Below are 25,423 nucleotides of genomic sequence, written 5' to 3'. Positions count from 1 at the left end.
CTCAGCCGCCCATGCGCCGCGCCAACCGCGTTTCAAGCTGCACCATGGCGTCATAGATCAGCACCGCGAAAAGCCCCACGGCCAGCCCGCCCTGCACCACGAAGGCGGTGTTATTGGTCAAAAGCCCCGCGATGATCACCTCGCCCAAGGTCCGTGCCGCCACGGTTGAGCCGATGGTCGCCGTGCCAAGCGCAATGACCACCGACAGCCGAATGCCCGTCAGCGCTACCGACAGGGCCAGCGGCAGTTCCACCCGCCAGAGCCTTTGCCAACGGCTGAGCCCGATGCCGCGGGCGGCCTCCATCGTGGCGGGCGGCAGGTTGGTGAGGCCGGTGACCGCATTCTCGAAGATCGGCAGCAGGCCATAGAGAAACAGCGCCACCAGCGTCGGCCCCGCCCCGAAGCCCAAAGCCGGAACGGCCAGCGCCAGCACCGCCACGGGCGGGAAGGTCTGGCCCATATTGGTGATGGTGCGCGACAGCGGGCGAAAGGCCGCGCCCGCCGGGCGGGTTACGAGGACCGCCAGCGTCACCGCCACCACCGTCGCCGCAGCCGAAGCCATGGCCACCAGCGCCAGATGGCTTAGCGACAGCGACAAGAGCGAGGCGCGGGTGTAGATCACCGGACCATTCTCCGGAGCCAAGGGCGCGAACAGCGGGGCGAACCACTCAGGCCGCAGGACCAACGCCAACAGCACCGCCACCAGAAGCGGCCGCAGGATCCAGCCGATCCTCATGCGTGCTGCCCGGCCCGGGCGCGGATCGCATCGAGGGTCACCCGGCCCATCGGCACGCCGTCTTTCGCCACCGGCACTGCTGCGCGCCCCGTCCACAGGCAGGCCGAGAGCGCGTCGCGCAGGCTGGCATCGGCGGGCAGCGCTTCGCCTTCGGCGCTGCCCTCTTCCACCAATTCGGCGACGGGGATCAGTGAAAGAAGCCGCAGGGGCCGCTCCACATCGCCGACCATATCCGCCACGAAATCCGTCGCGGGTGCGGCGATGATCTCGGCCGGCGTGCCGTGCTGCACCAGATGCCCCCCGTCCATGACCGCCACCCGGTCGCCCAGCCGGATCGCCTCTTCCATGTCGTGGGTCACCAGCATGATGGTCGACCCCAGCCGCTGCTGGATGTGCCGCAGGTCTTCCTGCGCGCGGGTGCGAATGATCGGATCGAGCGCGCCAAAGGGTTCGTCCATCAGCAACAGATCGGGCCTTGAGGCCAAGGCTCGCGCCACGCCGACCCGCTGCTGCTGCCCGCCCGAAAGCTCCGCCGGATAACGGTCGCGGAATTGCGCGGGGTCCATCGAGAAAAGCGCAAGCAGCTCATCCACCCGCGCCGCGATCTTCTCGCGCGGCCAGCCCAGCAATTGCGGCACCGCGCCGATGTTGCGCCCCACCTTATGATGCGGGAACAGCCCGTGCCCCTGAATGGCATAGCCGATGCGCCGCCGCAGGATATGCGGCTTGACCGACAGCGTGGAGTCGCCATTGATCCGCACCTCGCCCGAGGTCGGTTCCTCCAACCGGTTGATCATCCGCAACAGCGTGGTCTTGCCTGAGCCTGAGGTGCCGACGATCACCGTGATCGTGCCCGTCTCAACCGTCATCGACACGGAATCCACCGCGCGAATGTCGCCATAGGTCTTGGTAATGCGGTCGATCTCGATCATGCGCTGTCCTTTGGAGTCTTGCGGGTCAGTTCGACCAATATGTCCATCACGATGGCGGCCGTGAGCGCCAGCACCACGGTCGGCAACGCGCCCAGCAGGATCAGGTCTGTCGCGGTTTGGTTCAGCCCTTGAAAAACGAAGGTCCCGAACCCGCCGCCGCCGATCAACCCGGCGATGACCGCCAGCCCGATATTCTGCACCAAGACGATGCGCAGCCCGGTAAGGATGATCGGCAGGCCCAGCGGCAATTCCACCCGCAGCAGGCGTTGCAGCGGCGTCATGCCCATGCCGCGCGCCGCCTCAAGCGCCGCAGGCGGGGCCGAGGCGAGGCCCGCGACCGTATTGCCCACGACGGGCAGCAGCGAATAGAGCACCAGCGCCAGAAAGGCGGGGGCAAAGCCGATGCCCGCGATGCCAAGCGCCCGCGCGCCGGGCAGATTGGCCCCCACCCAGCCGAGGATTGGGATCATCAGCCCGAACATGGCGAGCGAGGGGATGGTTTGCAAAAAGCTCAGCACCGGCAAGGTCGCCCCGCGCAGCCCCGCAAGACGGTGACAGAGCACGCCAAGCGGGAAGCCGATCACCGCCGCCGCGGCGAGAGAGCCGAAGGCCAGCCCGAGATGGCGCAGGAACTCCCGGCCAAAGGCATCGGCCCGGCTGGCGTATTCCTGCATCACCGAAAGCTCCGACAGCGCCCCCGACCACAGGATCGCGCCAAGCACCGCAAGCACGCCCGCCAGCACGGCCCCCCGCATCAGCGGCCCCGGTGCCATCGCGGCAAGAGCATCTGCCATGAGCAGCATGAAGACGACCAGCAGACACCAAAAGCCTACTGAGGGCGAGACACGTGCGTAGTCACCCGCCTCGGCCAGCAGGCCGGAGGCGCCTTGGGTCACCAGCCACAACAGCCCGCCCAAGCCCAAAGCCGCCCCAGCAATACGCAGGCCATTGCGGCCCGCAGGCAGCCCCATCAGCAGCCCCGCCCCGATCGCCGCAAGCCCCGGCAGTACCATCGGCAGACTGGCCACGCCCCATGCCATCACCCCTTCGCCCGCCACGATCCGGTTGGCGGCAAGGGTCATGAAAGGCACGCAAAGCGCTGCCGCGCCCAGCACAGCGAACAAAAGCCCCGGCGCAGAAACCCCTGCGCCGGGGCCAGTTATTGTGCGGGCGGCGGAGATCAGTCCAGCACCCCGGTCTCGGTCAGATAGGAGCGTGCCACGGCTTCCGCCGGCTCCCCGCCGACTTGAATCCGACCGTTCAGCTTTTGCAGCGTCGCCATGTCGAGCCCGGAGAAGATCGGGTTCAGCACTTCGGCGATCTGGGGGTATTCCTCCAACACCTCGGCGCGGACGATGGGGGCGGGTTCATAGACCGGCTGCACGCCCTTGTCGTCTTCCATCACGACCAGACCCGTGGCCCCCACGCCGCCATCGGTGCCGTAAACCATCGCCGCGTTCACGCCCGATGTGCCACGCGCCGCCGCCTGAATGGTCGCCGCCGTGTCGCCGCCCGACAGGATCACGGTCTGTTCTTGGCTCAGCTCGAAGCCATAGGTCTCTTGCATCGCGGGCAAGACAGCCGGAGAGGACACGAATTCGGTCGAGGCCGCGAGCTTCACCTCACCGCCCTCGGCCACCCATGCGCCGAAATCTGACATGGTGGTGAGGTCATTTTCCTCGGCCACCGGGCCGGTCACGGCGATGGCCCAAGTGTTGTTGGCCGGTGCGGAGTCGAGCCATGTGACGTTATTCTCACCGCCGTCCAATTCCTTGGCACGGGCATGGGCCTTGGCCGCGTCTTTCCAGACATCGCTTTCCGCTTCGTTAAAGAAGAAGGCCGCGTTGCCGGTGTATTCGGGGTAAATGTCGATCTGGTCCGACAGGATCGCTTCGCGCACGACCTGCGTGCCGCCCAGTTGCAGACGCCGCTCAACCGGCAGACCCGCATCTTCGAGCGCCAGTGCGATGACGTTGCCCAACAGGCCGCCTTCGGTGTCGATCTTCGACGAAACGGTGATCTCCGCCGAGGCGGCAGAGGCCAGAGTGGCGGCAAGGCCAGCGGCGGCAGCAGTAGAGAGAATGCGGGGACCCATGGGCGAGAACTCCTTGAAACAATGGCCTGACACGGCGACATGCCGTTTGAAAACGGTAAGGTAGCTGGCAATTTCGCGAAACCAAGGCGGGATTGCAGGGCGGCGCGGAATTTTTACCGCCCGGATACGACAAAGGGCGCGCCCGGAGTGACCGGACGCGCCCTTTGCCTTGCCGCCACGCGCCGGTCAGGCGGCGCGGGCAGCCTCCGCCTCCCGCGCGGCGCTGCGCTTGAAGAAGAGGAAGTAGAGCACCGGTGCCGCGATCAGCGTCAGGACCGAGGCAAAGGCCAACCCGCCCATGATCGTCGCGGCCATCGACTGGAAGAAGGCATCCGACAACAGCGGCAGCATCCCTAGAATGGTCGTCGCAGCGGCAAGGAAGACCGGACGCAAACGCGACGTCGAGGCTGTCACGATTGCCTCTTTGAGGTCCAGCGTCGGATCGGCGGCACGGGTGAGGTCGATCTCTTCGACCAGCACGATGCCGTTCTTGATCAACATCCCCGAGAGCGACAAGAGCCCCAGAAGCGCGGTGAAGGTGAAGGGCAGCCCCGTCCCCAAAAGCGCCAGACTCACGCCATTCACCGCCATCGGCACCAAGAGCCAGATGATGATCGGCTGTTTCAGCGCGTTGAACAGCAGGACCGAGATCAGAACCATGATGATGAGGCTGAGAGGCAATTGCTTGCCCAAGGCGGCCTGCGCCTCGCCCGCGCTTTCCAATTCGCCCCCCCATTCCATGGCATAGCCTTCGGGAATTTCCATCGCCTCGATGGTTTCCTGCACCTCGGCCTGCACCTGCGCCGCCGTGACGCCGCGCGGGATATCCGCGCCCACGGTGATCACATCGGCCCGGTCGCGACGGTAGAGCAGCGTGTCCTGCGGCTCGAACCGGAAACCGTCGATCACCTGCTCCATCGGGACCAGCGCATTGGTGTTCTGGGCATAGATCACATGATCCGTCAGCGCCAAATCGGCATCCTGCGGAGCGCGGATCACGATGGGGATCTGACGATCTCGCTCGCGGAAGGTGCCGCCGCTGGTGCCTTCGGTGGCGAATTTGAGGGTCTCCGTGATCTCGGTCCGCGAAATGCCAGCGTCCTGCGCGCGTTCTTCGGCATAGATCGGACGCAGCACCAATTCACGCTCGCGCCAGTCCTGACGCGGGGTGATGATATTGTCCGACGCCGCCTGCATCCGGTCCATCGCCTCATCCGCGAGATCGCGCAGCACATTGGGATCGCGGCCCGAGAAGCGCACCTCGATCGGGGCACCGCCGCCGGGGCCAAAGGCCAAACGCTTGGCCCGGAACTCCCCTTGCGGCACCGCATCGGCGGCGAAAGCCTCAAGCGCGTTCATCTCGTCTTGGATCACCTCAAGCGAAGACACCCGAACGATCAGATGCCCATAGCTGGGGTTGGGGTCTTCGGCCTGATAGGTCAGCATGAAACGCGCGGCACCCTGCCCCGCGTAGGAGGTCACGTCTTCGACATTATCCCGCGCCACCAGCCAGTCTTCGAGCACAGCCAGATCGTTGGATGTCTGATGGATCGACGACCCTTGGGGCAGTTTGTAATGCACGAAGTAAAGCGGCGTGTTGCTGTCGGGGAAGAACTGCTGCTTGATCTGACCAAAGAGGGCATAGCACACCGCCGTCCCGGCAATCAGCGCCACGATCACCAGCCAGCGCAGCTTGAGCGAGGCACGCAGCACGGCGGCATAGCCCTTGAAGATCGCGCCATCATAGCCGCCAGCCCCGCCTTCGACGCCGCGTTTGAAAAAGTAGTGCCCCAAAAGCGGCGTGGCGGTGATGGCCAACACCCAAGAGAGCAGCAGCGAAATCGCGATCACGGCAAAGAGCGAGAAGAGGAATTCGCCCGTGGCATCGGGGCTCAGCCCGATCCCGGCAAAGGCCATGATGCCGATGACGGTCGCCCCCAAAAGCGGGATCTGCGTCTTGCTCGCCGCCTCGGTCGCCGCTTCGCGTGAGCTTTTGCCCTGCTGCATGGAGATCTGCATCCCCTCGGCCACAACGATGGCATTGTCGACCAGCATCCCCATCGCGATGATCAACGCCCCGAGTGAGATACGCTCCATCTCAATCGCGCCGAGCGCCATGAAAAAGAGTGTCCCCACCACCGTCAGCAACAGGGTCGAGCCCACGACCACCGCCGCGCGCCAGCCCATGAAGACGGCCAGCACGGCCACAACGATGGCGACCGACATGGCGAGGTTCAGCAAAAAGGCGTTCGACGCGTCTTCGACCACCGCGTGCTGGCGGTAGATGGATTCGATCGAGATGCCCAAGGGCAGCGTTTCGCGCAGCTGCGCAAGCTTGTCGTCCACCCGTTTGCCGATATCGACGATATTCTCGGTCGCGATCCCGGCCACCCCGAGGGTAAAGGCCTCCTGCCCGTTGTGGCGGATCACCAGATCGGGGTTGGCCTCGCGGGTGCGGTAGATGTTGGTCACATCGGCAAGGTTGATCACCTGACCGCCAACACCGACCGACAGCGCTGCAATCTCCGACACGCTGTCAGAGCCTTCGGGCCGCTGGATCAGGGTGCGCCCGTCCTCGTCCTGAATGGCACCCCCGTCGACGATCTCATTGGCGCTGGAAACCGCGCCGACAATCGCCGTGGGCGGAATGCCGAGCGTGGTGCTCAGCGCAAGCTGCGGCTCGACATAAATGACCTCATTGGGCAGGCCCGAAAGCGCCACATCCGACACACCATCGACCAGCAGCAATTCGCGCCGCAGATAGCTGGAGAGTTCGTTGACCTCGGCGTCGGAATAGCCCTCAGCCGTCACGGCATAGTAAAGCCCGTAAACATCGCCGAAACCGTCGTTCACATAGGGCTGCGTGGCCCCGCTCGGCAGGGCGGCCTCATTCACGCGGTTGCGCAGTTTGGTCCAGATTTCCGGCAGTTCCGACCCGTCAAAGGTGTCCTGCATATTGACCGTGATCCACGAAAGGCCGGGCTGGTTCATGGATTCGATGTCCTTGATCTCGGACATCTTCTGGATTTGCGATTCCAGCGGTTCGGTGACCTCAAGGGCGACCTCTTCGGCAGAGGCACCGGGGTATTGGGTCACCACCACCGCCGTCTTGATGGTAAAGGCCGGGTCTTCCAGACGGCCAAGCGTGGCAAAGCCCCAGATGCCGCCCAAAAGACAAGTCAGCATGATGATCCAAGTATAGATCGGGCGGTTGATCGACAGACGTGCGATATCCATGCGCTCAGTCTCCGAAACCGACGAAGCGGCGCACGGCGGCACCGTCTTCAAGCTGGCTTGCGCCGCTCACCACGATCTCTTGCCCATCGGAAAGCCCGGCTTCGACTTTGACATCGCCGCGCGCGGTGGGGGTGATCTCAACCGCGGTGCGGGTCACCGTGCCTTCGCGCGCCCCTGTAGGGTCGAAGACCATGACATAGGTGCCACGGTCATTGCCGACCACGATGGCGGTATCTGGCACGATGATGCTCGACCCGCCGATATTCAGCGTGGCGCGCACCTCGACCGAGGCGCCGGGCAGCGGCACGAAATCTTCGGGCAATTCCGCTCCAAGGGTGATGCTATAGGTCTGGCCGACATCCGCCGTCTCGGCGTTGTATTCGCGTATTTGCATCGGGTAGGTATTGGCGTTGGCCGGAAACTTGGCCATGAACCGCACGCTGGGGTCGCGCCCTGCGCGCAGAAACAGGGTTTCGGGCACGTCGATCTCGACCCGCAACTCGGACATGTCATGCAGACGCACCACCGGCGTGCCCGCGCTGACGGTCGAGTAATTGGGCACCAACCGCGAGGCGACGATCGCGTCGAAAGGCGCGTGCAAGGTCGCGTTCTCAAGATCACGTTCGGCATTGCGCACCGCGATATCGTTCACCGTTACGGCGGTTTCGGCGTCTTGCAGATTGACCTCGGCCACCGAAGACCCGGCCAGCTTTTGATAGCGCTCCATCGTCCGGCGCGCCTGCGCGTCATTGGCCTGCGCCTGCTCTAGCGCCAGTTGAAACGGCTCCAGATCCATCCGGGCGACGACCGTGTCTTCACTGACCGTGGCCCCCTCTTCGACCGGGAATTCCTCGATCTGACCGCCGACTTGAAAGGCAAGGTCCACGGTTTCACGTGCAACCACCTTGCCAAAGAACACACGCTCAACCTCGGCGTCGCTGACCTTGACCGTTTGCAGCTTCACCACCGGCATTTCGGCGGCAGCCACCATCGGCGCGGCGATACCGCCGATCAAGGCCAGCGCAAATCCCAACACCCGCCCCGCGCCGGTCCCGCGCGTCGTCTCAACAAGCCACTTGGCCATGGTCAGTCTTCCTTATGAATAGCATCCTGCACGGGCCCAAGGGCGGCGGTCAGACTAAGTTGTTTGAGGGTGCGCAGCTGCGCGAGAAAATGGTCACGGTCCAGCGCATGCATGCCAGCGGCCTTGGCGGAACGTTGGATGAAATCGGCCAGCGCCTCGACACTCAAGCCATTGCGGGTGATCGACGCCTCATAGGGCATCAGCACCTTAGCGATCACGTCGCGAAAACGCCCGGCGGAACATTGCAGCGCCTCTTGGCTGACGGCATTGGCCCCGGCGATGAAATCCTGCGCATTGGGCATCGCCTGCATCGTGTCATAGCCGCGCACCACCATCCGATCAAAGATCAGATCAAGCTGCGCCGCCAGATCGGGCGCATTGGGCATCTCTTCGGCGATCTCTTCCAGCGCCAATTCTGTGTAGCGCCCTATCAGCCCGCGCAGAATGTCATCCTTGTTGCGAAACCGATTGTAGAGGGTCTGGCGCGAGACGCCCGCCTCTTCGCAGAGATCGCCCATGCTAGTGCGCTTGACCCCATAGCGGGAAAAGACATGCAGCGCAGCGTCCAGCACGGTCTTTTCAAGTTCGGTCATGCGGGCTCCTTGGCATTGGTCAAGGCGCAATTGGACATTCGAACCAAATATGTCAACCTGTAAATCCGCCGCCATGCGGCCTGCGCAGTTCACAATCGCGTTTTGCACATGGAGCGCGCTCTAGGGCGCGGAGATCAGACTGCCGAGATAGAGCGTGAGCGGCAGGGTGAAAAAGCTGAGCAGTGTCTGCGTGGTGATGATCGCCGCCATCAAGGGCGCATCGCCCCGCATCTCCCGCGCCAGCGTATAGCTGGCCACTCCGGTTGGCAGAGCCGCGAAGATCAGCGCGATTTGCAGCGTCAGCGGCGCGGGGTTCAGCGCCAGCGCGGCCAGCAGAACCGCCAGCGGGTTGACCAGATGTTTGCCGATGATCGACAGCCCGATGACCGAGACGGAGCCGGACAGCCCGCGCAGCCGCAGGTTGGCGCCGACGCAAAGCAGCATGATCGGCAGCGCCGCATCACCCAGGATGCGCGCGCTTTCATGCAAGACGGGCACATGGTGAAGCCCCGCGAAGTTAAAGAGCACACCTGCCAGGATGCCCAGGATCAGCGGGTTCTTGACCAAGCCTTTGAGGATGGATTTGCCGCCGCCGCCCAACTGCCGGGTCATCAGCGTCACCACCGTCACATTCACCACGGGCACCAGCAGGGCCGAACCGAGCACGGCAATCTGTAGCCCTGCCGTGCCAAAGACGGCTTCGGCAATCGCGAGGCCGATGAATGTGTTGAACCTTGCGCTGCCCTGCATCAGCGAACTGCCCTGCGGCGCGGCATAGGCCCGACCGAACAGCCAGCCACAAAAGATCGCTGCAAAGAACCCAGCGTAGAGCAGCAGGGCATAGTCGCCCAAGCCACCACTGAGGTCCGCTGCCGAGATCTTGGCAAAGAACAGCGCGGGCATCAGCACCCAATAGACCAGCCGGTCATTCAGGTTCCAGAACTTGGTCGAAGGGATGCCGCCCCGGCGCAGGCCATAGCCCATGAGGATCAGCGCGAAGACCGGCGCGATGGCCAGAAAGATAGTGAACATATTAACCGCCCGGAAGGATCGCGCGGACCCTAGGCGCGGCTTGGCCCGGATGCAACAGGGACCGTTGCCTCAAACGGGCGGCCCCGGCCCCAAAGGGCCGGGACATGGATCAATCACGGATCAATCGCTGCCGTGCACTGCGATTTGGGCGTCGGGTGCGGGGCGGAACTTCCACTGCACCGCAAAGATCACCGCCGCCACTGCGATGCCGATAAGGTCGGTCATCAGACCACCGGCGATCATGCAAAGCGCCGCGAGGATCAGACCCAGCCGGATGAACCAAGCCGCCCCGCTGCCCGCGAACCAGCCCTGCATGCCCGAAGACAGCAGATAGACCCCGAAGATCGCCGTGACGCCCGCGCGGATCACCTCGAACCACGTGCCGTCCATCAGGATCGCGCCGTTGTAGAAGAACATGAAGGGCACGATGAAGGCCGAGATGCCGATCTTGAAGGAGGCGACCGACGTCTCCATCGGGTTGGCGCCCGAAATCCCCGCCGCGGCATAGCTCGCCAGCGCCACGGGGGGCGTGATGGCCGAGACGACGGCGAAGTAGAAGACAAAGAAATGCGCCGTCAGCAGCGGAATGCCCAGTTGCACCAGCCCCGGCGCCACGACCGAAGCCGCCACCGCATAGGCCGCCGTGGTGGGCATGCCCATGCCGAGCAGAATGGCAATACACATGGCAAAGAACAGGGCGAGGAATTGGCTCGCCTCTGCCAGACCCAGCAGCACGGAAGAGAAACGCGCGCCGACACCGGTCAGGCTGATGACACCCACGATGATGCCCGCACAGGCGCAGACCGCGATGATCTGGATCGACATGATCCCGGCCAGGTCAAAGGCTTTGACGATGCTGCGCGGCCCCATGCGGAAGGGCGTGAACCACGACACCACCGCCGCTGCCGCCGTCGCCAGCGTGCCCGCGCGGATGATCGAATAGCCCATGAAAAGCGCATAGATCAGGATGATGATCGGGATGAACAGAAACACCCGGCGCAGCATGTCCTTGAGCTTGGGCAGTTCCTCGGAACGCATCCCGCGCATGCCCAGCTTGGCCGCTTCGAAATCCACCATGAAGTAGATCGACACGAAGTAGAGCACCGCCGGGATGATCGCCGCGACGGCGATATCGGTGTAGGGGATGCCCGTGATCTCGGCCATGATGAAGGCGCCCGCCCCCATGATCGGCGGCATGATTTGCCCCCCGGTCGAGGCGGCGGCTTCGACCGCGCCTGCGGTCCGGGCCGGGTAGCCAACCTTTTTCATCAGCGGAATGGTCAGCGAGCCTGTCGCCACCACATTGCCCGCCGAGGTGCCGTTGATCATCCCCATAAGACCCGAGGCAAAGATCGCGACCTTGGCCGGCCCCCCGCGTGAGCGGCCCGCGGCGGCAAAGGCGAAGTTGACGAAATAGTCCCCCACCTTCGATGCCTGAAGGAAGGCCGCGAAGATGATGAAGAGGATGATATAGGTCGACGACACCGCCGTGGTCGGCCCCAGAATGCCCGCATCGGTGTAGACCTGGCTAAAGAAGCGGGTCCACTGGATGTTGGGCGCGTTCAGGAAGCCCGGCAGCATGTCCCCGACGAAGACATAAACCAGAAAGACACCCGAGATCACGATGAGCGCAAGCCCCGCCACGCGGCGCGTCAGCTCCATGATCAGCGCGGTGCCTGCAACTGCGGCGATAGAGATACCGATGGGCGCAAAGGGCGTGCCCGTCGAGTTGCGCATCAAGGTGCCGTACATGGTGATCAGGTAAATCGCCACGGCCACACCGCAGATGGACAGCAACAGGTCCGCAGGCGAAACCTGCCCCCGCTCGCGCCCACGCAGCCACCCCACGACGATGCCGATGGCCGTCGCCGCCACCAGCGGCAGGCCATAGTGATAGATTTCGAGGGTCTTGAACTCGGGGCTCATGCCGTTCCACTGGGTGCCGCCAGCGATCTGGCTGGCGATGCTCCACGCGGTCCAAATCGAATAAAGCGCCGGGATCATCGCAGCCCATGCCACGAAATCCAGCGGATGACGGCCCTGCCCCTTGCCCTCATCCACAAAGGCGCGGGCGGAATAGAGGGTAAAGCCAAGGATCAGCGCGCCCGCGATGTGCACGATGCGGAAATTCCACGTCTCCATCGGGAAGGTCGGCAAAAGCGGGATGCGGATGCCGGTCAGCTCTCCGATCGACATGCCGTTGAGTGCCGCCATGTGAAAGAAGGCATAGATCGCCGACATGGCCGCAACGACCAGATAGGTGCGCCCGGTGAATATGCGGCGATTGCTTTCTACCGGTTCGTCATCGACCCTTTCGGCGACAATCGGGCCCTGCGGATCGGCGGCGCTATGCTGGTCTGTCATGGAGGCTTCCTTTCCCGATATCTGCGCGGGATCTGTCCCGACAATCAGGCGGGATGATGGCAAGATGCCGCCCCGATTAGGGACGGCATGCAAGTTTGTCTAGGCGTTCGCTTAGTTGCCGTAGATCATATCGTCGGAAATATCGGCATCCGCGTTCTCTTTGAACCAAGCTGCCGCACCGGGATGCCATTTCAGAACGGTGTTCTTCTCCCAGTTCTCAGGCAGGGTCGAAGCCGCCGCCTTGTGAATGCCCTTCATCCGCTCATTGTCGGACATGACGACATCCACAGCCGCTTTGACGAAGGATTCCGGCAGATCGCAGTTGGCAATCGCGAAGTTCCACATGGAGACCGAACGCGCGCCCTCTTCCAGCGTGGTGTAGGTGCTGGCGTCGATGGTGAACTCGGACACCGGGAACTCTTCGAGCAGTTTGGCCTGCTCTTCCTCGGTGAACTCGATGATGTTCACATCCGTCTGCACCTCAAGCTGGCTGACCGCAGGCACCGGCACACCGGCAGCAAAGGCGATCACGTCCAGCAGACCGTCCTGCAACTGGCCGCCCAGATCGGTCCAACCGCCGTTGCGGCGCTCATACTCGACGCCGAGCGTGTCCATCATGCGCGGGAAATAGGTGTCCGAGGTGGAGCCCGCCGGACCAAAGCCGATCTTGGCACCCGCCGGAATGTCGGCGACCGAGGAAATACCCGAGGACGACAGCGCGGTCACGGAGAAGGGTGTCTGATACATCGGGAACATCGCGCAGGCTTGGGTCATTTCTAGACCGGGGGCGATGGGGTTGGTGCCAGCCAGCGATTCCGCCGCCGGGCCCATTGTGGTCATGCCGAAGGCCGCCTCGCCGGTGTGGACCAGCGCCATGTTCTGCATCGGGCCGCCGGTGACTTCGCCGCCGCCGGTCAGGCCCAGTTCCTTGGCCACAAGGTTCGCCCAGCCCGAACCATAGGCGAAGTAGGTGCCGCCTTGGCTGGCCGTGCCGACAGTAAAGCTGCTCGGCCAGTCGGATTTATCCATGTCCTGAGCGGCGGCAGCGCCTGCCAGAATGGTGCTTGCGGCGAGGATTGCGGTGAATTTCATGTCTCTCTCCCTTGGTTGCTTTTAACGGGCGTCGGCACAGGGTGCCGCGCGCCGCTGCTGTATTCAGCTTGTCCGGCCAATTAACTGTACACTGACAGGCAGAGGCAAGTCCGAATTTATCGTGGAACCGGGGATGAGAGAGAAAGAGGCAGCCTACCGTTGGGTCAATGGCGCATTCTTTGGCAGTTGCGCGCCAGCGGCAGTGATTGAGGGAAGGGGCAGGCCGTCGAAAGCCCCGCCGCGCAGGAGACGCAGCGGGGCGTGATATTAATCAGTGTTCGACCTGACTCAGACGTCGACCACAACCTTGCCGATCGCCTGCCCGCTTTGCAGCCGCGCATAGGCATCGCCAACCGCGCTCAGATCAAAGGTCTTTTCGTCGAGCAGCGGCTTCACCGCCCCCTCGTCGACCATCGTGGCGAGATTGCCAAGGATCTCCCCATGCACAGCGCGGTTCACGTCATGCAGCATCGGCAAGAGCATGAAGACCACATGCAAGGACAGCCCGCTGAAATGCGCCGGGGTCAGGTCGATCGCCGACAGGGCTACGGTCGTCACCACATGACCGTTCAGCGCGGCGGCGGCAAAAGAGTTCGGCAGATTGTCCCCGCCCACGGTGTCGAAAACTGCATCGAAACCGCGGCCTGCGGTATGGGCGGCCACATAGTCTTCGATCTTCTCGGCTTTGAAGTCGATGGCCCGCGCGCCATAGCCTTCGATCACCGCCATTTGGTCATCCCCGGTGCCGGTCGAGGAGACCTCGGCCCCCATGTGCTTTGCCAGTTGCACCGCGAGATGGCCGACCCCGCCCGCGCCGCCTTGGACCAGCACCTTCTGCCCGGCTGCGACGCCTGCGCGGTGCAGCCCTTCCCAAGCGGTGATGCCCGCCAACGGAAGGGCCGCGGCCTCGCGCATCGACAGGGATTTGGGTTTATGGGCGATGAGCCGCGCGTCGGCGCGCATGAATTCGGCCAGCGCCCCTTGCAGATCGGCCAAACCACCGGCGCAGCCATAGACTTCGTCACCCACGGCGAAACCGGTGACACCTTCGCCAATCTCTTCGATCACCCCGGCGAAATCCATGCCCAAAACCGCAGGCAGGTCAGGCGACAGAGGCAGGTCTTTGCCCGCGTTTTTGATCATCGTGTCGATGGTGTTCACGCTGGTCGCCTTGACGCGCAGCACCACATGGCCGGGGGTGGCCAAGGGGCGTGGCAGATCGGCTTCGACAAAAGGCGCCTCTGCGCCATAGCTGGTGAGGGTCATGGATTTCATCGGTCTATCTCCCGTTAACATTGCATTGAGACAGAGATAGGCCAACATGGCGCGACAGATAATCGGATGAAACTTGAGTTCAGTTTCTCGTTATTGAATATAATACCAAGCACTATATTCTGACCCAGCGGATGATCCGCAGCAAGGACCGCGGCCCATGGATATCGACAACCTTCGCCTTTTCGTCATGGCTGCCGAACGGCTGAACATCTCAGCCGCCGGGCGGGATTTGGGGATGGCCCCGGCCGTCGCCAGCGCGCGTTTGGCCAAGCTGGAACAAGAACTCGGGGTTGAGCTTTTGCGGCGCACGACGCGGAAGGTCTCGCTATCGCTCGATGGGTCGGACTTTCTGCCCTATGCGCGTGAGATATTGGCCCAAGCCGATGCCGCGCGGGCCATTCTGGGCGGGACCAAGGCGGGGCCCAAGGGCATCCTGCGCTTCGCCGCCCCCAGCAGCTTTGCCCAGCGTCACATTATGCCGCTGTTGCCGGAATTCCACGAGACCTACCCCGAGCTCACCCTCGATCTGCGCCTTTCCGACACCCGGTTCGACGCGATCGAAGGCAGTTTTGACCTTGCCCTGCGCAGCGCGCCCTTGACCGACAGCAGCCTGCGGGGGCGCAAACTGGCCGATGACACCCGCGTTCTTTGCGCCGCACCGTCTTATGTGGAGGCCCACGGTTTGCCCCAGACCCCCGCCGGGCTGCGGGATCATCACCTGATCGCTTGGGGTGATCTTGAGCCCCGCGCGCTGATCGGGCCGGAGGGCGAAGCCGCCACGCTCATCCCACATGAGATGACCTGCCGCGTGATCATGGACGATGGCGATGCGCAACGCGAAGCGACCCTCGCGGGGGCTGGCATCTCGATCAACTCGCTTTGGAGCGTGTCGGACGAGCTTGCCTCGGGCCGATTGCTGCGGCTGTTGCCGGGCTGGCGGATGAACGACCGGTCGGTGCTTTGGCTGGTCTATCCGCGCTCAAACGTGCTGACACCCAAGACGCGATTTTTCATCGACTTTCTGATTGCCCACCTCGGCAACCGCCCCGATTGGCGGGATTGAGCAGACACGAAGCGCGTCAGAAGCGTTGCCAGACCCCGACTTTGACCTTGGTCACAGCGTCGGTGAATTCATGCGAAAGACCCAGTTCCAGAAAGCTGTTTTCCGAGACCTTGATCACATGCGACGGCGCAAAGGCCAATGTCTCATCCCCGTCTGACGGGGCCGCGAACTCCAGCTTGAAAATCGACAGGTTGCCACTCTCGTGGTTGATGCCGAAGGTGCTGTCGATCTTGCCCAGTGTTTCGCCGTCCTCGTAAATGGCAAAGGTGCTTTCCACCCCCAGCCAGCCGCTGCCCCAAGCCCCCGATACCGGACGGCCCCAAGACAGGCCGGGCCGCAGAGCCGCCACCGCGCTGCCATCCCGTTCGGCCCAGCCAAGACCGACTTCGGCGGCGAAAACATTGTCCCCGCCAAAGAGCTCCAGCGGATAGCGCAGAAAGGCGATGGCGCTGACCTGCCCCCCACTCTGACTCTTGCCGATGTCGAGGCCGAAAGTCAGTTTCTCGGCCACCCCGTATTCGTAGTAAAACGCACCGAAATCGCCAAAGTCGGGGCCATCTGCGGTCGTCTCATAGGACAGGGTGACAAAGCTTTTGTCTTCGCCCCGCGGCCACGCCGCCGATGCCACCTCACTTGCCGGGAGGGCGATGGTACCGATGGCCGAGAGGACGACAAGGCGGGACCATATGCGCCGCGTGGTTTCTGAGGGCATCTGTGCTGTTTTGGGCATGATAGGTTCCGCTTAGTCAAAGCCGCTAGGGGCTGCGCGATGAGGTATTAAACGATTGACCGAATGAAATCCGCGAGCTTCAGCGGTTTGAACGGTTTGTGCAGAATGTGATCTGCCCCGAGGTCGCGAAACTTCTTCTCCGACTCGGGCGAGGTTTTGGCGGTGCACATGACGATCTTCGTGTCGTCCAAATCCGCATTGGCCCGCGCACAGCGCAGCACCTCCATACCATCGGGGGGCGGCATCATCACATCCAGCATGATCACGTCAAAAGACTGCGTCTCCATCGTGGCAATCGCGTCGAGCCCGGTCGCCGCGAAGGTCGGTTCGATGTCATCTTCGGTCATGATCGCAAACTCGATCAACTCGCGGATGTCATCCTCGTCATCGACGAACAACACTCTCATGCCGATACCCCCTGCTTGGGCACGGCGCCGGTATCCCGGGCAAAACGCACATAGAACGTGGTGCCGGGGTTTTCGTCACCGTCTTCTTCCGAGCGCGTCTCAAAGCTCACATCGCCGTCTTGTCGCAACACCAGCTCCCGCGTGATGGCCAGCCCCAGCCCCGTTCCATTCGCTTGATTTTCGCGAGAGTGCACAGGGTCAGCGAACCTTTTGAACATACGATCATGGGCGGCTCTTGGGATGCCCGGCCCCGCATCGCAGACATAGAACGTGACCCATTGGTCGTCCACCTCGGCACCGATTTTTACCGTGCCGCCGCGCGGGGTATATTTCACCGCGTTGGAAATGAGGTTGGAGAAGATCTGCTGCATGCGCACGGTATCGACCCGCACATAGGCTTCCTGCGCCGCGTCGGGGCCTGTGTGGATGTCGAGTTGCACGTCGCGGTTTACCCCATAGCCGGTGTTGGCCGCGATGGCTTCCGACAGCACCTCCGACACCGCGACCCGCTCAGTCTGGATGCTGAGTTGGCGTTGGTCGATCGCCTGAAGGGTCAAGATATCGTTGACCAGTACCAACAGCCGGTCGGCATTGCGGGTGGCCATCGACAACAGCTTGCCCGCGTTCTTTGGCATGCTGTCGCCAAAGCGGTCATGCAGGATTTCGAGCGACCCGGCGAGGGACGTGAGCGGCGTGCGCAGCTCGTGATTGACCGAGGTGACAAAGGCCGTGCGCGCCGCCACCAGCCGCTCTTCGGCAGAAATGTCCTGAAGCACGTTATAGGCGATGTAATCCCCATGCAGATGCAGCTTCATCACCCGGCATTGCACCGCAACGCTCTCGTTCTCGGCGGTGGTGATCTGAATGCGGTGAACGGCGACGTCTTCGTCCATCTGCGAAAAGGGCGGGACCATGCCGCGCAGCTTTTGCACGGCTTCGATATCTGAGGACACGCCCATCAACTCACGCGCCTTGCGGTTGGAGCGGTGCAGCTTGTTGTTGTCGTTATAGACGATCAGCCCGTCGCCGACATTCTCAAAGATCGCGTCAAATTCGCTCTGCGCCACGCGGATCCGTTCGCGGTGCCGTTCGGAAGTGCGCAGGGCCTGCGCCAATTGGGTCGACTGCCGCCGCGCGCGGATCGCCGCGTTGATCACCGTCAGGAACAGGATCGTGGCAAGCCCCACGAAAACCAAGGTGCGCTGCCAGTAATTTTGCAGCACCGCCGGCTTGCTGCGCGTCACGTCGATATAGAGGTCCAGCGCCGGAATCTCCTTGCGGGCGCGGAACACGGGCGTATCGGGGTCGCGTGGAGGCCGCCCCGAAACAAAGGCCCGCTCTCCGTTAGCGGTTACCACCTCGACATACATGTCCTGTTGCAACCCATCTACCGCCAGCAGTTGGGAGTAGTAATCCTCGCCCAGCGAAGACGCCAAGACCCCGCGCGACCGGCCATCCATGCCGATCAAGGGCCATGCAATCGGGGTCAGCCGCCGCCCTGTGGCCCGCGACACGATGGGCACCCCGACCGTATATTCATCCACATCAAGGCCAATCGCCGCCTGAAAATAGGCCCGGTCCCCAAGGTACTGGCCCATAAGCGGCTTCACCGTGGCCCAAAGCACAACCCCATCGGCGCCGATCAGCACAAGCGCATCGACCTGCTCGGTCTCCTGCACGGCGGCATTCATCAGATCACCGTATTGCGCCTCGAACTGCGCGGGGTTGCTCAGACGCGCGGTCGACAGCTCATCGATCAGCCCCCACATCCGCACATTCGCAACCGAGAGAGAGGCATCGACCGCCTGCTCGTAAAGCTCCGCGAAATGCTCAAGCTCCACCTCTGCCCGGGTCGTGGCGCGTTTGTAGTCCGACCAGGTCAGGACCGCGAGCCCCACGAAATAGATCAGAACGGCAGCCGAAATCAGCGCCCAGAACAGGGTCTGCGCGCGCGAAGACGGTTCCGCATCAGCTTTGTTGGTGGGCTCAGTGCTGACCATTCTCGGCTTGGTGTCCTATGTCATTGGCGGCAAGGCAGATGCTGCCCCGCGCGCTTGTTATTCCAGCACTTTCGACGCCTTGAATGCCCCGCGCAAGCGAGGTGGCGACAGCCGCATCCGAGGGCGGCACGACACAGGCGCTGACGCTCAAGGGTCGCGAGGTCCAGCCTTCTTTCACGGTGGCCGAAGCCTCCGCCACGGCTGAGATAAACTGCTGCGCCCGCGCTTCAAGCTGGGCGCGATCCGCGTGGAGCGCGCCATAGACGAAAAGATCATCCTCCCAATGGGCGAACCCGTCTTGCGCGGGGATTTCGACCTTGCCGAAAAGCCCGGCCACGCGGCGCTGAAGCTCTTGCCGCTGCGCGCGCGCCGCATCGGATTGGTCACGGTCGCCATCAATACGAAAGACGATCAAGCCGAGGTCTTTTTGCATCGCGGGCGACAGCGACATGAGATGCCCCTGAAACCCGGATTTACTGCCCAAAAGGCTGGGCACCGTGGCCTCTGACACGCTCGGCGCGGCACGGCGGCGCGCGCTGCGGTTTTCGCCCGAACGGCGGCGGTCCAACTCGGATTTCAGCCGCAGGCAACTGCGCATACGGGCCTGAAGCTCAATCCGGTTGAAGGGTTTTGTGACATAGTCGTTGGCCCCCGCCATGAAGGCTTCGGAGAGAGACCCCATATCTGTTCGGCTGGTCAGCATAATGATCGGCACATCGCTCCATCTGTCCAAGGCACGGATACGGGCGCAAAGCTCGATACCATCGATATCGGGCATCATTATGTCCATCAGGATCAGGTCCGCCGTGGCCTCATCGCTTTCGATCGCGTCGAGTGCACTGCGCGGATCGATGAAACTGACGACATCGTCAAAGCCAAGCTCAGAAAGCGTCGCGCTGATGAAATCCTGCGCGATATCCGAGTCGTCGACTGCGATAATTCGTGGGCTCATGATTTTAATTCCACTCGTTAACTCTTTCAAAAACACGCCATCGGCTGTTTTGAAAAACCTCCTCATACCCCGGCATCTGCGATTGCTTCAGCTGCGGGAACCTGCGCAGAATTCTGTCTGCTGTGGCCTGCCCCTCCGCTTGCCGCGGGACCACGATATAATTTGTGCGCGGCACGCCCCCCTCAAGCGCCCAGTCGTAGGCAGGCTCTCCGGCGATCACCAGCCGGTCGATACTCCCCAGACCGACGACGATCTCGGGGTTTCTCTCAACATCTACCATTATATCAGACTTGTCGCGCAAGAATGAAACGACCTCTCGCGCGGGGCGGGACGCTGCGTTTTCCGCGCCGAGCATCGCGTTGGTCCAAGCGCGGGTCTCGTCATGGGCGACATGGCGCATCACAATCGCCGAGGTCAGCAGCGACAGCGCCAACAGCGCGATGGCAATCGGCTCGCGCAGGGACAGGTTCGGCCAAAAGCGGATCGCGGCGACCAAGACCCCCAACATGGGCGCCAGCGCCATGGCCGGGTCGCCTTCGACATGGAAAAAGACGTTGAGCGTATAGCCACCCAGCACCGCCCCGACCGCTGCCAAGAGCGGCATGAACAGACGCGGCACCATGATATTGCGCAGGATCGCGATAAGGGCCGCCGGGCCAAGCCCGGCCAGAATGACCAGATGCTGCCGCAAGGTCAGCGGCGTGGCGCTTTCCGACAATAATGGGATCAGGCGGCTGTCGAAGATCATGCTGACGAACATCAGCGCCCCCACGGCGGCGGCCACGGGATAGAACATCGCCACCAGATAGCCGGTCGAGGAGACCGCGATCATGCTAGGCCGTGCCGCGACGATCATAAAGGGCATCGCCCCGAGGCAAAGCATCAGGCCATAGCTGTCCGACAGGGCCACCACCAAAAGCCCCACGGCCACTTTCATCATATCCGGCGCGTTGCCCGTGAGGCGCAGATTGACGATCCCGCGCGCAAAGAGCCATGTGCCCAAGATGCAAAACATCGTCTCTGGCCCATCGGCCAAGGCCCGCAGGAAAAACGGGTTCAGCGCCAAAAGCAGCACCACCAGTGCCGAGGTCACGCCCGAAAACCCGCCCGTGTCGCGCAGGTTGAGGAACCACAAGACCAGCAGCCCTGCCCCCACCAGCGCGGAGAGCACGAAGGGCACCGGCACCTGCGTGTCGGGCAAGACCGCCTGCCCCAAAAGCGACAGCGCATAGGGCACGGGCGGGTAGAAGGCATCGCTTGCCTTGAACTGCGCCGGCCCCTCGATCTGTACGATTGATTTCGCCCAAAGGTCGGTCACGTCCATCGACAAAAAGCCATGCGCCTCGGTCCAGCCGAGGGTGAGCAAAAGCAGCAACGCCAGCGCGACAAAGCCGAAAGACCATGAGGCGGCGCGGATCATTGCGCGGCCTCAGTCGCTTCGGCACTGGCTTCGGCCACCTCATTGGCGGTGTGTTTGGACAGGCCGTGCTGGGTCTTCTCCCAGTAGAACGGGTTAAAGATCAACTGCGACAGCGCCTTGTAAGAGGCCACGGTCATCAGCACCCAATAGCCCACCACGGTGATCCCCCAAGGCGCCAGATCGGTCCACCTGCGCCGGAAGGGTGCCACCATCGTGAGATAGATCAGCAGCCCATTGCCCGCCAAGAGGTTCACCAACGACAGATAGAGCACCGGCAGCGGGAAATAGGGGGTGATCACCTCGGTCCCGAAGATCAGCCAAATGGCAAAGATCGACCAAAAGACCGGGTTCAACAGGCCCGAGAGCACCGTGCCCCCGATAAAGAAGACAAAGCCAAAGACGCCCGCCGCCCCGACCGATTGCCACAGGTGAATGGGTCTGCGGCTGTGGACGAGGAAGGTCTGCATATAGCCCTTGATCCAGCGCGAGCGCTGGCGCACCCAGTTCGGGATCGAGACATTGGCCTCTTCAAAGGTCGTGGAATCGATGACGCCCACGCGGTAGCCCTTCTGCGTCAGACGAATGCCCAGATCGGCGTCCTCGGTCACGTTGAAGGGATCCCATGCGTTCAACTCCCGCAGCACATCCATGCGGAAGTGGTTCGAAGTGCCCCCCAGCGGGATCGGCACGCCCAAACGCTCCAACCCCGGCAGCATCAGGTCGAACCACAGCGAATAGTCCAGCGTGAACATCCGCGTCAGCCAGTTCTCCCGCGCGTTGTAATAGTTCAAACGGCATTGAATGCAGGCGGTATTGGGCGCGGATTGGTTGAAGGCGGCGATGACCTTTTTCAACTGATCCGGTTCGGGCTTATCCTCGGCGTCGAAGATCACGAGGAAATCACCCTGCGCATAGCGCAGCGCAAAGTTGCAGGCCTTCGGCTTGGTCTGCGGGTGGGAGGCCGGGACGCGGATGATCTCGAACACGCCTTCAAGGTCGAGCTTGCGCGCCGCGTCGATGGTCTCGTGGTCGCCCTCCTCCAGCACGATCTTGATGTCGAGCTTGGCCAACGGATAGTCGAGGTTGCGCAGCGCTTGGGCAAGGATCGGCAGCACCTCAGGCTCGCGGAACATCGGCACCAGCACGGTATAGATCGGCAGGTCTTCGTCGCGCAGCAGCGATGCCTCGGCCGCGATGGCCCGCGATGAGGTTTCCTGCGCAGCACCGCCAAGCCAGACCAGCAGCGCTTTGAACAGGAAGTTGCCGGTGTAGAACACCGTCAGCAGGACGTTCAGCACGATCAGCGTGACCACGGGGGCAAAAGCCAGCCCCAGCAGCAGCGCCGAGATCATGAGGTAGATCACCAAGATCTGCGGCGGGGTCACGACGTTCTGCGCCGACATGTCGGGGTCAAGCTCGGCGAGCGCAAAGACCGCCTCATGCGAATGCTTCTCGCGGAAGGCGCGTTGCAACTGCCATGACACATCGAAATGCGAGGCCACGACGATGGTCACGCCAGAGCCGTAGACTTCGCGGATATGCAGCAGCGTGCGCGGGCCGGGGCGCGAGGTGGCCACCGTCAGCGTGCCATCCTCAGCCCGGCCAATCGGCACCGTCATGAATTGGTTCATCACCACCGGATCATACTGGCGGATCAGATCGTCATCGGAACGGTCCTCGATCAGATCGACCAGCGTCAGCCCGTGGTAAAAGGCGATCTCGCGGTAGAGGGTCTGCGTGGTCAGCCAGCGCCGCGACAGAAGAACCTTGACCAGCGAGACATTCCACTCCTCAGCCAGATCCTCTGCCGCGTCGAGCTGTTCCGCCGTCAGCGCGCCACGGTCAAGCAGCAGCGAACCAATGGCTTCGCTTTCGGCATCCAACGGCACGGTGGCTTACGTCTCGTCTTTGCCGCGACGGGCGCGGTAGACGCGCTGGAACACGATCAGCACAAGCAGCGTCACCAGCACCCAGATGGCCCCCACGATCCAGGGGCGGTATTTGGCCAGCATCTGTGCAAGGCTGGTGCGGTCGGGGTAGACGACATCAACGAGCGGGCTGCGGTCGGTGGCGGTGGCAAGGATCACCCCCTCCTGCCCGATCAGCGCCAGATCGCCCCGGTCCAGCATCATCGGACGCTCTGGCGTCAGCTCCGGTGCGGGGCCATTGCCCGGGCGCAGCCACAGGCCACGGGTATCGCCCCGGGTGACGATCTGCACCACGCCAAGGCGCGACAGGTCTTCGCCCGAATAGATCAGGTTGTCTTGACGGTCGCGCACCTCGATACGGCCCTGATCAAAGGTGATCAGCGGCTCTGCATCGCCGGGGTTCTGGTCAGAGATCACAAAGAAGGGCTCGTCCCCCTCAAGCGCCTCGACAGAGGCGCGCGGCAGGATGGGGGCGCGGTCGGGGATCACGCTGCCCGCGACACCTGCAAGCCACGGCAGGGTCTGCGCGAAATCAAGCGAAAGCGCGGGGTCGAGCACGACCTGAACGCCATCGGCGAATTCCTGTCGCAGGGTAAAGAAGTCCCGATCCTGCGCTGTGGAATCCGAAAGCAGCAAGGCGCTGCCGGGCAGGATTTGCGCCGGATAGCCCTGCGGTTTGAACCGGCACTCGCCGCCCGAGGGCTGACGCTGGATCGACACGCGCAGCAGGTTGTCACGGCCCAGCAGGCCGCTCGGCACTGAAAAGGTCAACTGCTCTGGCCGGCCACTGTCAAGCGGGCGGTTGCCCAGCAGCGTGTCATTCAGAAAGACCGAGGCCGTCGCCCCCCGCCCTTCGGGATCAAGCGCTGCGGCCACATGGAGGTTCACACCAGACACGCCCTTGCCCGCCGGAAGGTCGGAGGATTGGAACGGCACGAAGAAGTCTTCGGTCGAGACCACGGGGCGCGGGGTGAGGTCACCCTCCAGTGCCGACAGCGGCAAACGGTCATCAAAACGGGCTGGTCCCCCGGCCACATCGACCACGGTCGCGCCTTCGTTCGACAGGGCCGACCACTCCGAGACCAGTTGCCACAGCCCCACCTGCGGATCGCTGCCGCGCAGGTTCAAAACCGGCAGGCCCGCTTGATTGTCCACGGTCATTTCGCTCGCCACGCCGGAGGTGGATACGTCCAGTTGGATGACCCCCTCGGACCATGCGCCCGATGTGCTGGCCCCGTCACCTCCAAAGGTCAGCCGCCCGGCCTCAGCGTCAAACAGCGCCGCGGCGCGGGTCGCAGCCGCCAAGGCGGCGAGGGAGTCGTTGCCCCCGATGGCCAGACGCGTATCCGCAGGGCGCAGCCCGGCGAATGCCGCCGATGTGTCGATCTCAGACGGGTCCAATTGCAAGGTCACGGAAGAAGCCGCCGTGATCTCAAGAAAATCCCCCGAGGCGCGTTCGTCCACGCAGACCCGATCGCTGAAAGCCCCGGAATAGGACAGGCCCACGGCGATGAACCCGCCCGAGACGTCTTCTGGGCTGAGCGGGACCGGAACGCTCAGGCGCCCTGCCCCATCGGGCAACGCCTGCGAGGTTACCGGACGGCCCGCGACCGAGACCTGCAAATAGCGATCCACCTCGGTGGTGGAGGCATGTTCAAGCTCAAGCTGCAAACTGCCCGAACTCAGCGCATCCGGGTTGGGCAGCGGGATATAGATCGTCGCATTGCCCGAAAGCTGCCGGAAGGACAGACCATTTTGAAAGCCAAGCTCCGCCAGATCGAAGGTCCGCGCGATCAGCCCCTCTTGGACCTGCTCTGTGGGGGCGTTCGCCGCGTCCTCACCCGGGGCCGTTTGAGCGTGAACTTGAAACGGCAGCAGGGCCGCCAATAAACCGATTGCGGGATACTTCATGGGTAGGCTTTCTTAAATTTTTTCAGCGACGCTGCGAGCATCGGCCAGAGCCGTTTCAATTATACGAATGTCATCGGTCGACAAGGGCGCAGAGGATTCATCGGCATCTTCGGCCACGCGCAACCCCTTGCGCAGGCGATCTTCGATCTCGGCATATTCCAGCATCGCGGCATTGCCAGCCAGATCGTGCAGCATGCGGTGGACCTTGCGCGCCTTGGTCTCGCGCGGGTCAGCGCCATCCGTCTCGCGCAGCGCATCGGCCACGGCTTGCAACCGCTCCGGCATCCCTTGAATAAAGCGCTTTCGCGTCGCAGCGACGCGTTGTTCATATGTCTCGGTAGGTGCCACAGATCGTCCTTCGTACCCGCCCGCAAAGAAGCCCAGATAGCTCGTTTAGATTATTGTTCGAAACCTGTCAGAATTATGGCGCAATGGGCGATTTTCTAAGTTTTTAAGCGTGAATGCTCAAAATTTGAGCCGTTGAATTTAGGCAACTGCCCCGCAGCCCAGCGAATGCGCAGCCCCACCTCACCAGCCGGCGCCCTCAGACCAAATGGAAGGCGGGCGCGACA

At 63.0% G+C, this 25,423-nt stretch carries 20 protein-coding genes; 1 reads left to right on the top strand and 19 read right to left on the bottom strand.

Annotated elements, in window-relative coordinates; genetic code table 11:
• Position 1 precedes the first annotated feature (1 nt).
• From ACGYLI_RS09945 to ACGYLI_RS09895, 11 genes are all read right to left on the bottom strand, one after another.
• Positions 2–736, bottom strand: a complete 735-nt coding sequence (locus ACGYLI_RS09945) for an ABC transporter permease (RefSeq protein WP_394419080.1) — start codon at positions 734–736, stop codon at positions 2–4.
• Positions 733–1,668: an ABC transporter ATP-binding protein gene (locus ACGYLI_RS09940; RefSeq protein WP_394419079.1), complete on the bottom strand. Its 936-nt coding sequence runs from the start codon at positions 1,666–1,668 to the stop codon at positions 733–735. Before ACGYLI_RS09940 ends, ACGYLI_RS09945 begins: the two co-directional genes overlap by 4 nt.
• Positions 1,665–2,750 (bottom strand): ABC transporter permease, encoded by a 1,086-nt coding sequence (locus ACGYLI_RS09935; protein WP_394419078.1) that lies wholly within the window; start codon positions 2,748–2,750, stop codon positions 1,665–1,667. Before ACGYLI_RS09935 ends, ACGYLI_RS09940 begins: the two co-directional genes overlap by 4 nt.
• Before the next feature lie 98 nt (positions 2,751–2,848).
• Positions 2,849–3,763, bottom strand: a complete 915-nt coding sequence (locus ACGYLI_RS09930) for an ABC transporter substrate-binding protein (protein WP_394419077.1) — start codon at positions 3,761–3,763, stop codon at positions 2,849–2,851.
• Between the two features lie 186 nt (positions 3,764–3,949).
• Positions 3,950–7,000: an efflux RND transporter permease subunit gene (locus ACGYLI_RS09925; RefSeq protein ID WP_394419076.1), complete on the bottom strand. Its 3,051-nt coding sequence runs from the start codon at positions 6,998–7,000 to the stop codon at positions 3,950–3,952.
• 4 nt (positions 7,001–7,004) lie between these two features.
• A complete protein-coding gene (locus tag ACGYLI_RS09920; protein ID WP_394419075.1) occupies positions 7,005–8,084 on the bottom strand; it encodes an efflux RND transporter periplasmic adaptor subunit in 1,080 nt (359 codons plus the stop codon).
• 2 nt (positions 8,085–8,086) lie between these two features.
• Positions 8,087–8,677, bottom strand: coding sequence for a TetR/AcrR family transcriptional regulator (locus tag ACGYLI_RS09915; protein ID WP_394419074.1), 591 nt, complete (start codon positions 8,675–8,677; stop codon positions 8,087–8,089).
• Between the two features lie 120 nt (positions 8,678–8,797).
• Positions 8,798–9,709, bottom strand: coding sequence for an AEC family transporter (locus tag ACGYLI_RS09910; protein WP_394419073.1), 912 nt, complete (start codon positions 9,707–9,709; stop codon positions 8,798–8,800).
• Between the two features lie 120 nt (positions 9,710–9,829).
• Positions 9,830–12,073 (bottom strand): TRAP transporter permease, encoded by a 2,244-nt coding sequence (locus ACGYLI_RS09905; RefSeq protein ID WP_394419072.1) that lies wholly within the window; start codon positions 12,071–12,073, stop codon positions 9,830–9,832.
• Between the two features lie 111 nt (positions 12,074–12,184).
• Complete coding sequence (locus tag ACGYLI_RS09900; protein ID WP_067268061.1) at positions 12,185–13,165, bottom strand: TAXI family TRAP transporter solute-binding subunit; 981 nt, start codon at positions 13,163–13,165, stop codon at positions 12,185–12,187.
• A 288-nt stretch (positions 13,166–13,453) separates the two neighbouring features.
• Complete coding sequence (locus ACGYLI_RS09895; RefSeq protein WP_394419071.1) at positions 13,454–14,440, bottom strand: zinc-dependent alcohol dehydrogenase family protein; 987 nt, start codon at positions 14,438–14,440, stop codon at positions 13,454–13,456.
• A 157-nt stretch (positions 14,441–14,597) separates the two neighbouring features.
• Between ACGYLI_RS09895 and ACGYLI_RS09890 the strand changes: the two genes are divergently transcribed.
• Entirely contained in the window at positions 14,598–15,503 is a 906-nt protein-coding gene (locus ACGYLI_RS09890) for a LysR substrate-binding domain-containing protein (RefSeq protein ID WP_394419070.1), read from the top strand.
• A gap of 16 nt (positions 15,504–15,519) precedes the next feature.
• Here the strand turns inward: ACGYLI_RS09890 and ACGYLI_RS09885 are convergent, their stop codons facing one another.
• From ACGYLI_RS09885 to ACGYLI_RS09850, 8 genes are read right to left on the bottom strand one after another with little or no spacing between them, the layout of a single operon-like run.
• Positions 15,520–16,233 (bottom strand): hypothetical protein, encoded by a 714-nt coding sequence (locus ACGYLI_RS09885; RefSeq protein ID WP_394419069.1) that lies wholly within the window; start codon positions 16,231–16,233, stop codon positions 15,520–15,522.
• A gap of 47 nt (positions 16,234–16,280) precedes the next feature.
• Positions 16,281–16,640 (bottom strand): response regulator, encoded by a 360-nt coding sequence (locus tag ACGYLI_RS09880; protein WP_271692087.1) that lies wholly within the window; start codon positions 16,638–16,640, stop codon positions 16,281–16,283.
• Entirely contained in the window at positions 16,637–18,640 is a 2,004-nt protein-coding gene (locus ACGYLI_RS09875) for an ATP-binding protein (protein ID WP_394419068.1), read from the bottom strand. The genes ACGYLI_RS09880 and ACGYLI_RS09875 overlap by 4 nt, the downstream gene beginning before the upstream one ends.
• Positions 18,627–19,592, bottom strand: a complete 966-nt coding sequence (locus ACGYLI_RS09870) for a PleD family two-component system response regulator (RefSeq protein WP_394419067.1) — start codon at positions 19,590–19,592, stop codon at positions 18,627–18,629. Before ACGYLI_RS09870 ends, ACGYLI_RS09875 begins: the two co-directional genes overlap by 14 nt.
• Before the next feature lie 4 nt (positions 19,593–19,596).
• On the bottom strand, positions 19,597–21,012 hold the full coding sequence (locus ACGYLI_RS09865) for a hypothetical protein (protein ID WP_394419066.1): 1,416 nt from the start codon (positions 21,010–21,012) through the stop codon (positions 19,597–19,599).
• Complete coding sequence (locus tag ACGYLI_RS09860; RefSeq protein ID WP_394419065.1) at positions 21,009–22,901, bottom strand: glycosyltransferase family 2 protein; 1,893 nt, start codon at positions 22,899–22,901, stop codon at positions 21,009–21,011. Before ACGYLI_RS09860 ends, ACGYLI_RS09865 begins: the two co-directional genes overlap by 4 nt.
• A 6-nt stretch (positions 22,902–22,907) precedes the next feature.
• Complete coding sequence (locus ACGYLI_RS09855) at positions 22,908–24,851, bottom strand: cellulose biosynthesis cyclic di-GMP-binding regulatory protein BcsB (protein WP_394419064.1); 1,944 nt, start codon at positions 24,849–24,851, stop codon at positions 22,908–22,910.
• Positions 24,852–24,863: 12 nt separating this feature from the next.
• A complete protein-coding gene (locus ACGYLI_RS09850) occupies positions 24,864–25,199 on the bottom strand; it encodes an Hpt domain-containing protein (protein ID WP_394419063.1) in 336 nt (111 codons plus the stop codon).
• Positions 25,200–25,423 lie beyond the last annotated feature (224 nt).

The organism is Sulfitobacter sp. 1A13421, from assembly GCF_043557285.1.
Classification (GTDB): domain Bacteria; phylum Pseudomonadota; class Alphaproteobacteria; order Rhodobacterales; family Rhodobacteraceae; genus Sulfitobacter; species Sulfitobacter faviae.
This window is presented reverse-complemented; position numbering and strand designations above follow the sequence as displayed.

Coding starts and splice junctions, on each gene's coding strand:
- ACGYLI_RS09945 (WP_394419080.1), bottom strand. CDS start 736: ATGAGGATCGGCTGGATCCTGCGGCCGCTTCTGGTGGCGGTGCTGTTG.
- ACGYLI_RS09935 (WP_394419078.1), bottom strand. CDS start 2,750: ATGACCCTTGCCGCCAACCGGATCGTGGCGGGCGAAGGGGTGATGGCA.
- ACGYLI_RS09905 (WP_394419072.1), bottom strand. CDS start 12,073: ATGACAGACCAGCATAGCGCCGCCGATCCGCAGGGCCCGATTGTCGCC.
- ACGYLI_RS09855 (WP_394419064.1), bottom strand. CDS start 24,851: ATGAAGTATCCCGCAATCGGTTTATTGGCGGCCCTGCTGCCGTTTCAA.
- ACGYLI_RS09920 (WP_394419075.1), bottom strand. CDS start 8,084: ATGGCCAAGTGGCTTGTTGAGACGACGCGCGGGACCGGCGCGGGGCGG.
- ACGYLI_RS09910 (WP_394419073.1), bottom strand. CDS start 9,709: ATGTTCACTATCTTTCTGGCCATCGCGCCGGTCTTCGCGCTGATCCTC.
- ACGYLI_RS09930 (WP_394419077.1), bottom strand. CDS start 3,763: ATGGGTCCCCGCATTCTCTCTACTGCTGCCGCCGCTGGCCTTGCCGCC.
- ACGYLI_RS09890 (WP_394419070.1), top strand. CDS start 14,598: ATGGATATCGACAACCTTCGCCTTTTCGTCATGGCTGCCGAACGGCTG.
- ACGYLI_RS09865 (WP_394419066.1), bottom strand. CDS start 21,012: ATGATCCGCGCCGCCTCATGGTCTTTCGGCTTTGTCGCGCTGGCGTTG.
- ACGYLI_RS09880 (WP_271692087.1), bottom strand. CDS start 16,640: ATGAGAGTGTTGTTCGTCGATGACGAGGATGACATCCGCGAGTTGATC.
- ACGYLI_RS09895 (WP_394419071.1), bottom strand. CDS start 14,440: ATGAAATCCATGACCCTCACCAGCTATGGCGCAGAGGCGCCTTTTGTC.
- ACGYLI_RS09925 (WP_394419076.1), bottom strand. CDS start 7,000: ATGGATATCGCACGTCTGTCGATCAACCGCCCGATCTATACTTGGATC.
- ACGYLI_RS09940 (WP_394419079.1), bottom strand. CDS start 1,668: ATGATCGAGATCGACCGCATTACCAAGACCTATGGCGACATTCGCGCG.
- ACGYLI_RS09900 (WP_067268061.1), bottom strand. CDS start 13,165: ATGAAATTCACCGCAATCCTCGCCGCAAGCACCATTCTGGCAGGCGCT.
- ACGYLI_RS09870 (WP_394419067.1), bottom strand. CDS start 19,592: ATGAGCCCACGAATTATCGCAGTCGACGACTCGGATATCGCGCAGGAT.
- ACGYLI_RS09875 (WP_394419068.1), bottom strand. CDS start 18,640: ATGGTCAGCACTGAGCCCACCAACAAAGCTGATGCGGAACCGTCTTCG.
- ACGYLI_RS09885 (WP_394419069.1), bottom strand. CDS start 16,233: ATGCCCAAAACAGCACAGATGCCCTCAGAAACCACGCGGCGCATATGG.
- ACGYLI_RS09915 (WP_394419074.1), bottom strand. CDS start 8,677: ATGACCGAACTTGAAAAGACCGTGCTGGACGCTGCGCTGCATGTCTTT.